Below are 14,333 nucleotides of genomic sequence, written 5' to 3' on the forward strand. Positions count from 1 at the left end.
CCATGAAACGTCTCTTAATCATTGCTCATGCCCCTTCTGATAACACCCAAAAAATGCTTCAGGGAGTTATCAATGGCGCGTCTGATTCAGATATAGAAGGTGTGGAAGTCGTCTCTCTAAACCCGCTTGAAACCCAGCCTGAGCACATTAACGCAGCTGACGCCGTTATATTGGGAACCACCGAAAACCTGGGATACATGGCAGGTTTGATGAAGGATGTTTTCGATCGGTGCTACTACCCTTGCCTAGACAAAAACGAAGGCTTGCCGTTCGCCTTTTATGTGCGTGCCGGCCACGATGGAACAGGCACCCAACGCGCCATTGAAAGCATCACAAAAGGCATGCGATGGAAGCTAGTGCAAGCGCCACTGATCTGCAGGGGAGAGTTTCAGGAGGTTTTTCTTGAACAGTGCGAAGAACTAGGCCTTTCGATGGCCGCTAGCCTTGAAGCTGGGATTATCTAAGCCGAGTGCAAACTTTACGTTGCGTGTCGAAAATCACATTGTATAACCGTGACAAGCCTGCCTTACTGTAAGAAAGCACGGTGCAACGGCAGCCTTAAAAACCTGATGGTCACCACTGCCCTTGCTACTATTCAACGCATGTCTTCCAGGTAGCGATTATGCACAACGTCATCGCTTTTTATGATGATCGCGTACTGGCTCACGAGCCTAATATTGACGCCGATTTTTTACCCGAACGGATTGATAAACGTATTCGCCACCTGTTGGCTGGATTGCCTGTTCCGTGGAAATACCCTGAGCATCCTGGCCGTTTGAAAGCCATTCAACAGCTGCTTGAGAAAGCGCCAATCGAGGGCTTAACCATTGAGGGCGGCAAAGCCGCCACCGCTGAACAATTAGCCCGCGTCCACACCACTTCTTACTTAAGCGATATTTTTAGCTTAAGAGGCAAAAATGCTTGGTTAGATGTCGATACTACTGCAGTTTCACCCGGCAGCGTTGATGCCGCTGAAGTAGCAGCAGGCACGGCGATTGCAGCGGTAGAGGCGGTAATGGAGAAACGCACCAAAAGCGCATTCGCACTTGTACGCCCACCAGGCCACCATGCGGAACCCGTCCGCGCAAGAGGCTTCTGTTTATTCAATAACATCGCCGTTGCCGCTGCCCATGCACGCAGCGCCTTGGGCTGTGAAAGAGTGCTGATTATTGATTGGGATGCCCACCACGGCAACGGTACGCAGGATATCTTTTGGGCCGACCCTGACGTGATGTTTTTCGATATACACCGCGCTGCCCCCTTCTACCCGGGATCAGGCCATCTAGAAGAGGTTGGCGCTGGCCTAGGAGAAGGCACTACCATCAATGTCCCCCTACCTGCAGGCGCTGGAGATGAAGCATACCTCAAAGCGTTTCACGAGATTCTGGCGCCAGCAGCTGCGTGGTTTAAACCCGATATTATTCTAGTCTCAGCAGGCTTTGACCCACATTGGCACGATTTAGCGCTTAATGTTTCCTACGAGGGGTTTGGCGCTCTCACAGGAGCCGTACAAGCCATGGCCGAGCAGCATTGCGAAGGCCGTTTGGTCTTTGTGCTAGAAGGGGGTTATAACCTGGAGTCCTTAGCCAATGGCACTCGTGCGGTGCTTAGAGTATTAGCGGGTAACACCGTGCCTATCCCCGATACCTGCGGGATTGCAGACGTCCAAGCAGCGGCTAACTTTCATCGTAATGCATTTCAAACGAAATAACCGAGCGGCAATAAAAAACGGCACCCAACTTAGCTTAGGTGCCGTTTTTGTTGAAAAGCGCCGCGTTTATCTTAGACGTTCAAACACGGTCGCTACCCCTTGCCCCATACCAATACACATGGTGGCAAGACCCAGGGTGGTGTCGCGCTGCTGCATGACATTAAGCAGCGTGGTGCAAATGCGCGAGCCTGAACAGCCCAGCGGGTGGCCCAGAGCAATAGCGCCACCATGTAGGTTCACTTTTTCGTCCATCGCATCAAGGAAGCCCAGGTCTTTTAAGACTGGCAGGCCTTGAGCCGCAAACGCTTCGTTAAGCTCAACGGTTTGAATATCCGCAGCGGATAACCCTGCCGCTTTCAGTGCTTTCTTCGACGCAGGCACCGGGCCGTAACCCATAATAGACGCATCACAACCAGCCACACCCGTTGAAAGCACTTTGGCAATCGGCTCAAGCCCCAGGGCCTGGGCGCGCTCGTAGCTCATTACTGCCATGGCTGATGCACCCACCGACAGCGCTGATGAGGTACCTGCAGTAACGGTACCATTGCGAGGGTCGAACACTGGCTTAAGGCTTGCCATAGACTCAAGGCTGGCCTCCGGGCGAATCACTTCATCGTTTTTAACCAGGACTTTAAAGCCGCGCTGGTCATGGCCTTCGACACCAATAATTTCGTTATCGAAGTAGCCTTTCTCCATCGCCGCCTGGGCACGCTGGTGGGAGCGCACGCCAAACTTATCCTGATCTTCACGAGAGATGCCGTGCATCTTACCCAGCAGTTCAGCGGTAAGCCCCATCATCATGGCGGCTTTCGCCGCGTGCTTGCTGGCAGCGGGGTTAACATCAACGCCGTGAGCCATGGGCACGTGCTCCATGTGCTCTACCCCACCGATTACGTAAAAGTCGCCCATGCCCGCTTTGATGTTGGCAGCGGCGATGTGCAGCGCGGTCATTGAGGAGCCGCACAGACGGTTAACGGTTTGCGCGGGCACCGAACGAGGAATGCCGGTCATAATCGCCGCATTACGGGCGATGTTCATGGACTGCTCTAAGGTCTGGTTAACGCAGCCCCAAATCACATCATCCACTTCGGACGGATCCAGATTGGCGTTACGGGCAAACAGTGCCTGCATCACTGCAGCGGAAAGGTTCTCAGCGCGCACGTTACGGAACGCACCGTTTTTAGCTTTTGCCATGGCGGTACGTACACCGTCAACCACCACGATATCTCTTGGGTTCAAACTCATCTTCTATCTCCTATGCGTGGTGGTTAGGCCTGGTTACCAGCGTAAAATTGCTCATTATTTTGAGCCATCTGGCGCAGTTTCTCAGTCGGTGCGTATAGCGGGCCTAACTCATCCGCAAGGTTTTCAGCCAGCTTCACAAACTCAGCAACGCCCATCGCGTCAATGTAGCGCAGTGCGCCACCGCGGAAGGGAGGGAAACCAATACCGTAGATCAGTGCCATATCGGCTTCAGCAGGCGTCTCAACGATGCCATCTTCCAAGCAGCGAACGGTTTCCAGGCAAAGCGGTACCATCATGCGAGCAATGATGTCTTCATCCGTAAACTCTTTCTGCTCTTTGACGACTTCTTTGACCAGCGCGTAGGCCTGCTCGTCGGTGACTTTCTTTGGCTTGCCTTTCTTGTCTTCCTCGTAGGCATAGAAGCCTTTATCGTTTTTCTGGCCCAGGCGCTTGTTGTCGTACATCACCTGAATAGCGGTTTTGCCATCCCGCGCCATACGATCGGGGAAGCCTTCCGCCATCACCTCGTTAGCGTGGACTGCGGTATCCAGACCGACGACGTCTAGCAGATAAGCAGGGCCCATGGGCCAGCCGAACTTCTCCATTACCTTATCAACACGCTGGAAATCAGCGCCTTGCTCAACGAGGAAGCTAAAGCCACCAAAGTAAGGGAACAGTACGCGGTTAACCAAGAAGCCGGGGCAGTCGTTAACCACGATGGGGGTCTTACCCATGGCACGCGCATAAGCAACCGTTGCCGCCACAGCAGCGTCTGAGGTCTTCTCACCGCGAATAACTTCCACCAGCGGCATACGGTGCACTGGGTTGAAGAAGTGCATACCGCAGAAGTTTTCAGGACGCTTAAGGTTTTTAGCCAGACGATTGATGGAAATCGTCGAGGTGTTAGAGGTCAGAATGGTGTTTTCGCTGACCAGGCCTTCCACTTCAGTCAGGACGGCGTCTTTCACTTTCGGGTTTTCAACCACGGCCTCAACCACAAGATCGACGCTTTCGAAATCACCGTAAGAGAGCGTAGGACGAATATTGGTCAGCTTTTCGGCCATCTGCTCGGTGGTCAGCTTTTTACGCTCAACCTGCTTGGAGAACAGCTTACGCGCCTCTTTCAAGCCCAGCTCAATGGCTTCCTCATTGATATCTTTCATAACAATGGGCGTGCCTTTACTGGCGCTCTGGTAGGCAATACCACCGCCCATAATACCCGCACCTAGTACGGCGGTTTGCTTAACCGGCTGCGACTGTTTCTCGTATTTGCTGCCTTTTTTCTTTACGACTTGGTCGTTAAGGAACAAACCCACAAGGTTAAAGGCAACGCTGCTCAGTGCGAGTTTGGCAAACGCTTTTGCCTCAATCGCTTGAGCACGGGCACGTGTTTCACCGGCACCTTTTTGAATGACTTTGATGGACTCTACTGGCGCAGGATAGTGAGGGCCCGCCTTACCTGCCACGTAACCTTTGGCGGTTTCAAACGCCATCATTTGCTCAATTGCATTAAGCTTCAACGGCGACGTTTTCTCTTCACGGCGGGCCATGTAATCCAGCTCACCGGCATTAGCTCGGTCGAGGATATCCAGCGCCGCTTCTTCTAGCAGCTCATGGGCTACCGCCGCGTCTACTGCTCCCACCTTAAGCGCTGAGTTGGCGCGGTTTTCAGTGCCACCCGCAATCCATTCGATAGCGTTATCAGCACCAATCAAGCGCGGCAAACGTACACAACCACCCCAGCCCGGCAGAATGCCAAGCTTGGTTTCAGGCAGGCCAATTTTGGCTTTTTCACTCATCACGCGAAAATCGGTGGTCAACAATACTTCACAACCACCACCTAACGCTAAACCATTGATGGCCGTTACTGTGGGGAAAGGCAGGTCTTCAATGGCATTGAAGATATCGTGTACCTTGAGATTCATCTCAACCAGGTACTCTTCACCTTTATCAAATAGGCTATGGAACTCCGTAATATCGGCACCGACGATAAACGCCTCTTTGCCACTACGGATCAGTAAGCCTTGCAAATCGCTTTCGCCTTGAAGCGCTTTAACAGCCTCCCCCAATTCAGCGACTACACCGCTGGAAAGTTTATTGACGGACTCATCTTTCAAATCGAAAGTGAGTTGGGCGATGTCATTGCCACCTTGGGTCTTACGACGCTCCACCGTGATGGCATTGCCTTGATAGATCATCCGCGCTCTCTCCACAAGTTCGGGCTAGCCCCTTATATCGGACCCGCCTCGCATTTCATACGGTCGTTTGATTGTGTAAGCTTGGTTGAGTTACTGCAGAACGTCAAGCCCTGACTTTCGGCTAACACGCTTAGCGGCTATGACTCAGCGTAGCTTGAGGGGTTCAGTAGAAAAACCTCGCTTTGGATTGAAGTAACCTGCCACCATGCGATGCTCGCGCTAAACTAAATCACCCTGCTGTTTTACTGAGACCCCTTCTGCTATGAGCGCCCTGCTTACCCCCTCGCGCATTACCTCTCTACAGAATCGCGTTGAGCGCCTGGTCGAGCGCTTAAAACCGTGGAGCTGGCTGTGGCCACCTATGGCGTTTGCCGCTGGCTTGGGCAGTTTTTTCTTGGTCGACCGTCAACAGTGGCTGGGGGCAGCGTTAGCGCTTGGACTGCTGTTCGCTTGGCTGCTGCTGCTTTCAGAAAGTTTAATCAGCCGTTGGCTTGCAAAGCGTGGGCACCCCACGCTGCCTCGGGGGGTGACAACGTTTATCGCCCAAATGATTCACCAAGAAACGCTCTTCTTCACGCTACCGTTCATTTTAATCACCACCGTGTGGAACAGCGGCCAAACATTATTTGCCGCCCTGGTAGTAGGCATGGCGGCACTCTCGATCATTGACCCGCTCTACTACAAGCTAGCGGGCCGCTGGCGTAGCCTCTACTTTATTTTTCATGCCCAGTGCGTCTTTTTGGTCGTCCTGGTGGTTTTGCCAATCATGTTTTATCTCACGACTCGCCAAAGCCTACAACTAGCGCTCGTGATCACAGTACTGGTGGCCCTACCTAGCTTTTGGCATTTACTCAATAAACGCTCGCTGAAGCACTGGTGCCTATTTCTTGGGCTAACGTTGGTGCTTGCTTACGCCGCTTGGTTGGGCCGTATTTGGGTGCCACCCGCCAGCCTCTGGATGACCAGCAGCGCGCTTTCACCGGCCTTCAACATCCAACAGCGCCAACCGCAGGGTTCGATTGCGCTTACACCACAGGCATTACAAGCCAACGGCCTATACGTTTACACCGCCATACGAGCGCCCCGGGGCTTAAGCGAAACGATTTACCATACCTGGTACCACAATGGCGCGCCTATCGATGCGGTAGAGCTCGCCATTAATGGGGGACGTGAACAGGGCTATCGGGCTTGGAGCCATAAGCTCAACTTCCCCGCCGACCCTTCTGGAAAATGGCGCATCGACATTATGACCGACGGCGGCCAGCGGTTAGGCTTACTGCGTTTTAACGTATCGGAGGATCCTGACAAGGCCTCACTTGCCGACAGCCACATTAACGCAAGCGGGCTAAGCGGCCTCAATTTGCGCCGTTTTATTCCTGGCAGAAGCGACGATGCCGACCCGTCAAGTGAGAATTGAATAACAGAACACCTTGCAATCAGCGGTTCAGCTAATGACAATTCCTCCACTTACACTTATTGGTAGCCAATTGCTATGCCGTCATCCATTGGTTTTCGACTCGCCCGCCTGCCACATTTGTGGCGCTCTATCATCGACCGCAGACTAGCCCCCCTGGGGCTAACACAGACCCGCTGGGTTACGCTTTACCACCTTTGGAAGTTAGGGGAAGGGAACCCTCAGTGTGATTTGGCTCGCGCAATCGGGGTTGAAGCGCCTTCATTAGTCCGCACGCTAGGCCAGCTGGAGGAGCAGGGCTTAGTCGAGCGCCGCGCCTGCGATAATGATCGGCGCAGTAAGCGCATCTATCTCACGTCTGCGGCCATGCCCTTACTAGAGCAAATCGATAGCGTAGTGCTAGAAGCGCGTAAAGAGATGCTCGCCGGGTTAAACGAAAATGAACTCGATAAGCTGGATGAGTGGCTGGCACTCATCGAGGCTAACGGCCTCGCGATTCAAGCGCGGGATCAAGAAAATCCAAGCGCATAATGACCTTAGCACTACAAATGACGGCCGACACTCTGCGTTTGAAGCGGCTTATTAACGGGCTTATCGGAAAGGCCGCTTAGCGACCGTTTAAGCTGTTCAAAATCATCTAAGTAGGTGGTGAAACGCTCTGCGTTTTGCGACTCCCACCACCATAACGTGAGCGAACCGGGGGTCGACTCGATGACTAATGCATCTTGCGGCAGCCGCTCTAGCAGTGCTTTGAAAGGCTCGGTGGCGTTATCGGGCAGTGCTCGTAAAGGCGCAATACGCCACCGCCAGCCCGCGTGATACAGCTCAAGCGCATCGCTGGCACTCACATCTCTTAGTAGTACAAACGTAGGGCCGGGAGCTCCCTGCGGATAGTACCACCGGTAGGCTGGCATGGTGCCTCTAAAATGATGCAACGGGGGCTTATCCATCTTAATGGTGACCCCCTGTTTTTTGGCACTTTCACGTAGCGCCATCTGGCGTTTTTGCTTCGGGCTGGGCTTGAGCCACATTACTGGCGTAATGATAAACATCAATATCGCAACAATAATCAACCATTCCATTCTAACCCCACCTCTTCCGGACAAACTGCGTTAGCTACTTGAAAAAACCATGATATAGATCGTTGTTAAGATTGCCTGAGACGCCTAAAGTAAAGGACATCTAACAAAGCTCCTTCTTTGTTACTGAACGCTAAGGAGAAAAGCCATGAGCTATCGCCATATCCTGGTAGCCGTCGATTTAACCAAAGATTCGCACAAAGTGTTAGAGCGGGCGGTGGGCATTTCAGAACGCAACCAAGACGCTAAAATTTCCATTATGCATACGCTCGAGCCCTTGGGTTTCGCCTATGGTGGCGATATCCCTATGGACCTTACCAGCATTCAAGACCAGCTGGATGAGCACGCAAAAAAGCGCCTTGCTGAAATTGCCGCGCCGCATATTTCGCAAGCCGACCAGCATGTCGTTGTGGGCATGCCCGACACTGAGATCCACCGCTTTGCCGAAGAGCACGACGTTGATTTGATCGTGGTAGGCTCCCACGGGCGTCACGGTTTTGCTCTATTGCTCGGTTCTACATCCACCGGCGTTCTGCACGGCGCCCAATGCGATGTGCTTGCGGTGCGCGTAGGTAAAAAAGGCGAAAAAAGCGACGAGTAAACCATCTAACACCAAAGGCCCCTCCTGGGGCCTTTGGTGCTTAACGCGACTGACTATTCACCGTTGGCCATGGCCTCAAGCTCCATCCAACGCTCCATCGCCACTTCCAATGCCTGCTGCACCTTCTCAAGTGCTTGCAACTTGGCAGTCACCAACGCGGCTTCTTGCTGATAAAACGCCGGATCGCCAATCTCCTGCTCAAGTGACTCAACGTCACTTTCTAAGCGCTCAATCTCAGCGGGTAATCCATCCAACTCTCGCTGGAGCTTATAGGAAAGCTTGACGTTTTTTTTGGCGGGCTCCGCTGCTGCTGAGACCGGTGATATTTTTTCAACCACCTCGCTAGTGGGCTCCGTTTGCTGACGCGCGGCTCCATCCCAAGGCGCTGGCGGCAACTTCCCTCCCTGGCGAATCCAGTCCGTGTAGCCACCCACGTACTCACGCACGCAGCCCTCGCCTTCGAAGGCCAGCATGCTAGTCACCACGTTATCCATAAAGGTCCGGTCGTGGGAGACCAGCAGCAGTGTGCCGTCGAAATCCAGCAGCAGCTCTTCAAGCAGCTCTAGCGTTTCCATATCCAAGTCGTTGGTCGGCTCATCCAGCACCAGCACGTTGGCAGGCTGAGTAAACAGCTTGGCTAACAGCAGGCGGTTGGACTCGCCGCCCGAGAGCGCTTTAACTGGCTGGCGTACGCGATCCGGTGTGAACAGGAAGTCCTGCAGATAGCTCATCACGTGGCGATCTTTACCACCCACGCTGACCCGGTCGCTGCCTTGAGCGACGTTATCGTAGACGGTTTTTTCAAGTTCCAGGCCGGCGCGCAGCTGGTCGAAGTAGGCGACCTTCAAATTAGTGCCTAACTGCACGCTGCCCTCTGTGGGTTCCAGCTCCCCCAGCAGAATTTTCAGCAGCGTCGTTTTGCCGGCGCCGTTGCGTCCCAAGAAGCCAATGCGATCGCCGCGCATTACTTCAAGGTTTACATCACGCAGAATAACCTCGTCTCCAAACCGTTGCGTGACACCTTTCAGTTCGACTACCCGCTTACCGGTGCGCTCACCGCTATCCACTGTAAGGTTGGCCGTACCTTGGCGTTCACGGCGCTGGCTACGCTCCAAGCGCATTTGCTCCAGCTCGCGTACACGACCTTCGTTACGCGTGCGACGCGCTTTAACCCCCTGTCGTATCCAAACTTCTTCCTGAGCCAGTTTTTTATCAAACAGCGCATTTTCTCGGGCTTCTACCTCTAACTCATGCTGCTTGCGCTCTTGATACTCGGCGTAGGTGCCGGGATAACGACCTAATTTGCCTCGGTCTAGCTCAAGAATATTAGTCGCCAGCTTGGATAAGAAAGCCCTGTCGTGGGTAATCAGTAACACCGCGCCGTTAAAGGCGAGCAGTTGCTCCTCCAACCACGCGATGGTGTCTAGGTCCAGGTGGTTGGTAGGCTCATCCAGCAGCAACAGGTCAGGCTCTGAGACCAGCGCACGCGCCAACGCAACGCGGCGGCGCCAGCCACCGGAGAGCGCACTCATCTCAGCCTCAGGCGGTAACCCTAAACGGGTGAGCACGACATCGATACTCTGGTGAAACGACCAGCCGTCAATAGCCTCAATACGGGTTTGCAGCTTGGCCATGCGATTCATATCAGGATCGGGGTCATTGATTAAGTGCTGGTACTCAGACAGCAGTTCCCCGGCCTCGGGCAGCCCCTGGGCGACCATATCAAAAATGGTCATACCGGAAGATTCTGGCAGCTCCTGGGCCAGCACACCGATTTTCAGACCCGGCGCACGCCAAATCGAGCCATCATCGGCTTGGATATCGCCCGCCACCAATTTCAACAACGTTGATTTACCGGTGCCGTTGCGCCCGACCAGCGCCAGCCGCTCGCCTTTTTCAACCGTTAGGTCGGCGCGGTTAAGTAGTACTTGGGTGCCATAGGCGAGTTGCAGCTGTTCGAGTCGTAACAAGGTCACGCAGTGTCCTCCTTCGTCGTGAGGCGCACAGTGTAACGCATGCACTGCCTAAGAGGGGTAACCTTGTAGAGGCAAAGACCACATCGTGCTAACGTCGTGGGAATATTCGACAACCTTTACGTAGCGTCTGGGACGTTATTGAGGCAGGTGTGCAGTGACAGTAACTGTTTCGATGCACTTCGTGAACAAACTGCTGTATGGCTTAACGGACAGCGTGCCATTCCACAGCCGCTATTTAGAACAGGCGGGCATTTCGCCTTTTCTGTTAAGCGCACCCAATGGGCGAGTCACCGTTGAGCAGTTTGCCGAGCTTTATCGGCTTATCGCTCTTGAGCTAGACGATGAGACCCCACGATTTTTCTCACGCCCGCTACGCTGCGGCACTCTGAAACTACTCTGTTTAAGTCTGCTGGATGCCCCCACCCTACACGTCGCCTTGCACCGCTATACTCAGTTTTTCAGAATCATGTTGGATGATTTTAGCTACGATTTTACCGTTAACGATGGTGTGGCACGCATGGCCTTAGTGGAGCATGCCGCGCTGCCCGGTAGTCGCATTTTGATACACGAGCTGATGCTGAAACTGTTCCACGGCATTGCGTCATGGATGATTGCCCGCAAAATACCCCCTGTATTGATGGAGTGTAACTACGCGCCGCCCTCGTATAATGCTGACTATCTTTATTTCTATCCGGGCAAAGTGCGCTTTAATCAGCCTCAAACCGCTATGTCGTTTGATCAATCGTTACTGAACCACCCTATCCGGCAAACCAAACAACATCTGGCCGCCTTTTTACAGCGTGCTCCGGCCGACTGGTTTTATGTCTCATTTGAGGAGCAGCTGTTAACCCACCGAGTACGCGAACATCTAAGACGCCACTTACCTGCGGCGGCCAACGTTTCCCATGTGGCCGACGCGCTGCACATGTCGGTACGCACGCTGTCACGCCGATTAAAGGTAGAAGGCACACATTTCCAAGCCGTCAAAGATGAGTTTCGTCGAGATTATGCGGTTCAGGCACTAACCTGCAGCGCTCAGCCGCTTGCCTCTATTGCCGACACCCTTGGATTTGAAGACTTAGCCTGCTTTAGCAGGGCCTTTAAGCAGTGGACCGGCAATTCGCCCGCCGCCTATCGAAAAGCCCCGACGGCAGGCATCAAGCGATAGCCGTTTATATTTCCGTGCGGATACGCTTTTTATCCAGTTTGCCGACGCTGGTTTTGGGAATTTCATCGACCATACGGATAAGCGATGGAATGCCCCAGCGGTTGATAGCGCCCTGCTCGACGAACTGCTCCATAAAGGCTTGCACCTCCTCTGCCGTGGGTGGGTTCTTCAGATCGCTGGGCACCACTAACGCAGCCGGGCGCTCTCCCCATTTATCATCGGCAACGCCAATCACAGCCACCTCAGCAACGCCTGGGCACTGGCTGATATAGCTTTCCAGCTCAAGCGATGAGAGCCACTCCCCGCCGGTCTTAATAACATCTTTAATGCGGTCACTAATGGCTAAGAAGCCGTGCTCGTCAATGGAGCCCACATCGCCCGTATGTAGCCAACCATCACGCCATAACTCTTCGCTGCGCTTTTCTTCTTTGTAGTAGGCCTGAGTGAGCCAGGGTGCTTGGGCACGTACTTCGCCGACACTTTGGCCATCATGGGGTAGCGGTTTGCCGTCAGTATCGACCACTTGCAACTTCACCAAGGGCACTGGTAGGCCAGCCTTGCAGCGCCAAGGAAGCTGGGTATCGAAGTTCGCCTCACCCACCTCACGGGGCAGAATATCCGCCGTGAGCAGCGGGCAGGTTTCCGACATACCGTAGGCGCTGCGTGTATCAATACCCAGCGACCAAGCACGGCTGGCCAGCGCTTGAGTGAGAGCACTGCCGCCTACCAGCACTTTCCAGCCACTTAGGTCTACTTTTTTCGACGCAATCGCATCCGCACTGACCACCATGTTCAGCAGCGTGGGGACGCAGTGAGAAAAATCGACCTTTTCACTGACCAGCAGCTTCACAAGCATCTCGGGCTCGTATTTTCCGGGATACACCTGGGTGGCCCCCATCAGCGTCGCGGTATAGGGCACGCCCCATGCATGCACATGGAACATCGGCGTGATGGGCATGTAGACCTTATCACGATTGAGCAGCTCAAAGCCCGGCGCCTGGAAGGTACTGGCTTCACCCAGGGTATGCAGCACTAACTGTCGATGCGTAAAAAACACCCCTTTGGGATTACCGGTAGTGCCTGTGGTATAGAACAGCGTGGCCACGGCATTTTCATCAAAGATAGGGAAATCGTAATGACTGAGTTGCTCACTTAATAACGCCTCAAACTCCCCCACCAGAGGTAACGACGTGTTGACGTCTCTCGCCTCCTCCTGGCACAGCATGTAACCGTGAATATTGGGTAACTTATCCGCAAGAGGCTCAAGCAGTGGCACAAAGTCTTCGTGCACCAGTACGAACACATCTTCGGCGTGCTCCATGGTGTACAGAATCTGCTCGGGCGCTAAGCGCACGTTCACCGTGTGTAGCACAGCGCCAATCATGGGAATGGCGAAGAAGCATTCAAGGTAGCGGTGGCTGTCCCAATCCAGAACGGCCACCACATCCCCTGCTTTTACGCCCTTTGCCGTTAGCGTATGGGCAAGCTGATGCACCCGTTCGCGAAAACGTCGGTAATCGTGGCGGCACTGGTCGCGATAAACAATTTGGTTGTTACCCGCCATACGCACGCCTGACTCAAGCAAGTCGCCGATTAACAGTGGAGAATTAGTCGCGGAAGGCGTTGGAGGAATAATCTTGGGCGTTATCGTCGACATAAATACTCACCTTTTTGATTGTGTTGGCAAAATTAACCTATGCGTTCAAGAAGTAACCTTTACGCCTGAGCCCAGAATCACCAGCGCTCAATCAGCAGTGCAATGCCCTGCCCACCGCCGATACACAGCGTCACTAGGCCAAAACGGCCCCCGGTACGCTCTAATTCATGCAAGGCTTTTAAGATTAAGATAGCGCCGGTGGCGCCCACCGGGTGTCCAAGCGCTACTGCGCCGCCGTTGGGATTAAGTTTTTCCAAAGGAAAACCCAGCGTGTCGGCAACGGCCATTGCTTGAGCCGCAAAGGCTTCATTGGACTCAATGACATCGATATCGTTGATGTGCAGCCCCGCTTGCTGAAGGCAGCGCTTAACGGCGGGTATTGGCCCCAGCCCCATCAGCGAAGGCTCTACACCGGCCGTTGTAGCCACCCGCAGCCGTGCACGCGGGGTTAAGCCACGCGCCTTGGCTTCCTCTGCGTGGGCCAGCACTAACGACGCCGCACCATCATTAATACCCGAGGCGTTACCCGCCGTCACGATCCCATCTTTTTTGAAGGCCGGCTTAAGACGGGCTAAATCGCTAAGCGTTACGCCTTCGCGCACGTGTTCATCGCGTTTAAAGGAGATCGTCTGTTTGCCTTGGGCAACCTCAACCGCCACGATTTGCTCATCAAAGCGCCCTTCGGCAATAGCTCGAGCCGCCTTGTGGTGGCTATCGACGGCAAACTGATCCAGCTGCTCGCGGGTTAAGCCATACTGCTTAGCAATATTTTCGGCCGTCATACCCATGTGCCCGCTGCCAAACGGGTCGCTGAGAATACCTAGGGTAAGATCCTGAATATTGGCATCCCCCATGCGTATTCCATTACGCGCCTGGGGTGGCAGCACATAGGCACCTCGCGACATGGACTCTGCCCCACCCGCTAGCGCCAGACGACTATCGCCCAGTGCAATTTGTTGGGCAGCCGACACCACGGCTTGCACACCGGAACCACACAGCCGGTTCACGTTAAAGGCGCCCGCTTCTTTGGTAGCACCGGCATTCAATGCAATGTGACGCGCAAGATACGCATCCTGGGGGCCGGTGGTAATAATGTGCCCATACACCGAGTGGTCAATATCCTCGCCCACCACTCCCGCCCGACGCAGCGCTTCCTGAGCAGTAATCGTCCCTAGCTCAAAAGGCGCCAGCGATGAGAGTGTGCCCCCAAATCCTCCAATGGCAGTGCGTGCACCGCCCAAAATGACAACGCTATCCAGCTGCATGTGAACTCCTTAATCATGG

At 54.0% G+C, this 14,333-nt stretch carries 12 protein-coding genes; 6 read left to right on the forward strand and 6 right to left on the reverse strand.

Translation table 11 applies throughout. The features are described from left to right. Nucleotides 1–2 precede the first annotated feature (2 nt). Together LOS15_RS08455 and LOS15_RS08460 are read left to right on the forward strand one after the other, a co-directional pair. The gene (locus LOS15_RS08455; protein WP_263069566.1) at nucleotides 3–464 is read left to right on the forward strand and encodes a flavodoxin family protein; all 462 of its coding nucleotides are present in this window, start codon (nucleotides 3–5) and stop codon (nucleotides 462–464) included. Nucleotides 465–622: 158 nt separating this feature from the next. Continuing rightward, the gene (locus tag LOS15_RS08460; protein ID WP_263065223.1) at nucleotides 623–1,711 is read left to right on the forward strand and encodes a histone deacetylase; all 1,089 of its coding nucleotides are present in this window, start codon (nucleotides 623–625) and stop codon (nucleotides 1,709–1,711) included. A 66-nt stretch (nucleotides 1,712–1,777) separates the two neighbouring features. Here the strand turns inward: LOS15_RS08460 and fadA are convergent, their stop codons facing one another. Both fadA and fadB read right to left on the reverse strand, forming a co-directional pair. Further along, on the reverse strand, nucleotides 1,778–2,956 hold the full coding sequence (fadA, locus tag LOS15_RS08465; protein WP_263065224.1) for an acetyl-CoA C-acyltransferase FadA: 1,179 nt from the start codon (nucleotides 2,954–2,956) through the stop codon (nucleotides 1,778–1,780). 23 nt (nucleotides 2,957–2,979) lie between these two features. Then, nucleotides 2,980–5,154 carry a fatty acid oxidation complex subunit alpha FadB gene (gene fadB / locus LOS15_RS08470; protein ID WP_263065226.1) on the reverse strand — a complete coding sequence of 725 codons (2,175 nt, stop codon included), beginning with the start codon at nucleotides 5,152–5,154 and terminating at the stop codon, nucleotides 2,980–2,982. 262 nt (nucleotides 5,155–5,416) lie between these two features. On the opposite strand from fadB, the gene LOS15_RS08475 reads away from it, so the two are divergent. Together LOS15_RS08475 and slyA are read left to right on the forward strand one after the other, a co-directional pair. Beyond that, complete coding sequence (locus LOS15_RS08475; protein ID WP_263065227.1) at nucleotides 5,417–6,571, forward strand: DUF2914 domain-containing protein; 1,155 nt, start codon at nucleotides 5,417–5,419, stop codon at nucleotides 6,569–6,571. A 75-nt stretch (nucleotides 6,572–6,646) separates the two neighbouring features. Beyond that, on the forward strand, nucleotides 6,647–7,099 hold the full coding sequence (gene slyA, locus LOS15_RS08480; protein ID WP_263065228.1) for a transcriptional regulator SlyA: 453 nt from the start codon (nucleotides 6,647–6,649) through the stop codon (nucleotides 7,097–7,099). Nucleotides 7,100–7,110: 11 nt separating this feature from the next. On the opposite strand, the gene LOS15_RS08485 is transcribed toward slyA, so the two are convergent. Then, a complete protein-coding gene (locus LOS15_RS08485; RefSeq protein ID WP_263065230.1) occupies nucleotides 7,111–7,650 on the reverse strand; it encodes a preprotein translocase subunit YajC in 540 nt (179 codons plus the stop codon). A gap of 145 nt (nucleotides 7,651–7,795) precedes the next feature. Here LOS15_RS08485 and LOS15_RS08490 point away from each other — a divergent pair, with 145 nt between their 5' ends. Next, complete coding sequence (locus LOS15_RS08490; protein ID WP_263065232.1) at nucleotides 7,796–8,248, forward strand: universal stress protein; 453 nt, start codon at nucleotides 7,796–7,798, stop codon at nucleotides 8,246–8,248. Between the two features lie 53 nt (nucleotides 8,249–8,301). Here LOS15_RS08490 and LOS15_RS08495 read toward each other — a convergent pair whose 3' ends face one another. Further along, the gene (locus LOS15_RS08495) at nucleotides 8,302–10,224 is read right to left on the reverse strand and encodes an ATP-binding cassette domain-containing protein (RefSeq protein ID WP_263065233.1); all 1,923 of its coding nucleotides are present in this window, start codon (nucleotides 10,222–10,224) and stop codon (nucleotides 8,302–8,304) included. 154 nt (nucleotides 10,225–10,378) lie between these two features. Here LOS15_RS08495 and LOS15_RS08500 point away from each other — a divergent pair, with 154 nt between their 5' ends. After that, a complete protein-coding gene (locus LOS15_RS08500) occupies nucleotides 10,379–11,392 on the forward strand; it encodes an AraC family transcriptional regulator (protein WP_263065235.1) in 1,014 nt (337 codons plus the stop codon). A 4-nt stretch (nucleotides 11,393–11,396) separates the two neighbouring features. Here LOS15_RS08500 and LOS15_RS08505 read toward each other — a convergent pair whose 3' ends face one another. Together LOS15_RS08505 and bktB are read right to left on the reverse strand one after the other, a co-directional pair. Then, nucleotides 11,397–13,049: a fatty acid--CoA ligase gene (locus tag LOS15_RS08505; RefSeq protein ID WP_263065237.1), complete on the reverse strand. Its 1,653-nt coding sequence runs from the start codon at nucleotides 13,047–13,049 to the stop codon at nucleotides 11,397–11,399. 77 nt (nucleotides 13,050–13,126) lie between these two features. Beyond that, a complete protein-coding gene (bktB, locus tag LOS15_RS08510) occupies nucleotides 13,127–14,314 on the reverse strand; it encodes a beta-ketothiolase BktB (protein ID WP_263065239.1) in 1,188 nt (395 codons plus the stop codon). Between the last annotated feature and the right edge of the window lie 19 nt (nucleotides 14,315–14,333).

Origin of the sequence: Halomonas sp. 7T, from assembly GCF_025643255.1 — a bacterium.
GTDB lineage: Bacteria > Pseudomonadota > Gammaproteobacteria > Pseudomonadales > Halomonadaceae > Vreelandella.

Coding starts and splice junctions, on each gene's coding strand:
- LOS15_RS08455 (WP_263069566.1), top strand. CDS start 3: ATGAAACGTCTCTTAATCATTGCTCATGCCCCTTCTGATAACACCCAA.
- LOS15_RS08460 (WP_263065223.1), top strand. CDS start 623: ATGCACAACGTCATCGCTTTTTATGATGATCGCGTACTGGCTCACGAG.
- fadA (WP_263065224.1), bottom strand. CDS start 2,956: ATGAGTTTGAACCCAAGAGATATCGTGGTGGTTGACGGTGTACGTACC.
- fadB (WP_263065226.1), bottom strand. CDS start 5,154: ATGATCTATCAAGGCAATGCCATCACGGTGGAGCGTCGTAAGACCCAA.
- LOS15_RS08475 (WP_263065227.1), top strand. CDS start 5,417: ATGAGCGCCCTGCTTACCCCCTCGCGCATTACCTCTCTACAGAATCGC.
- slyA (WP_263065228.1), top strand. CDS start 6,647: ATGCCGTCATCCATTGGTTTTCGACTCGCCCGCCTGCCACATTTGTGG.
- LOS15_RS08485 (WP_263065230.1), bottom strand. CDS start 7,650: ATGGAATGGTTGATTATTGTTGCGATATTGATGTTTATCATTACGCCA.
- LOS15_RS08490 (WP_263065232.1), top strand. CDS start 7,796: ATGAGCTATCGCCATATCCTGGTAGCCGTCGATTTAACCAAAGATTCG.
- LOS15_RS08505 (WP_263065237.1), bottom strand. CDS start 13,049: ATGTCGACGATAACGCCCAAGATTATTCCTCCAACGCCTTCCGCGACT.
- bktB (WP_263065239.1), bottom strand. CDS start 14,314: ATGCAGCTGGATAGCGTTGTCATTTTGGGCGGTGCACGCACTGCCATT.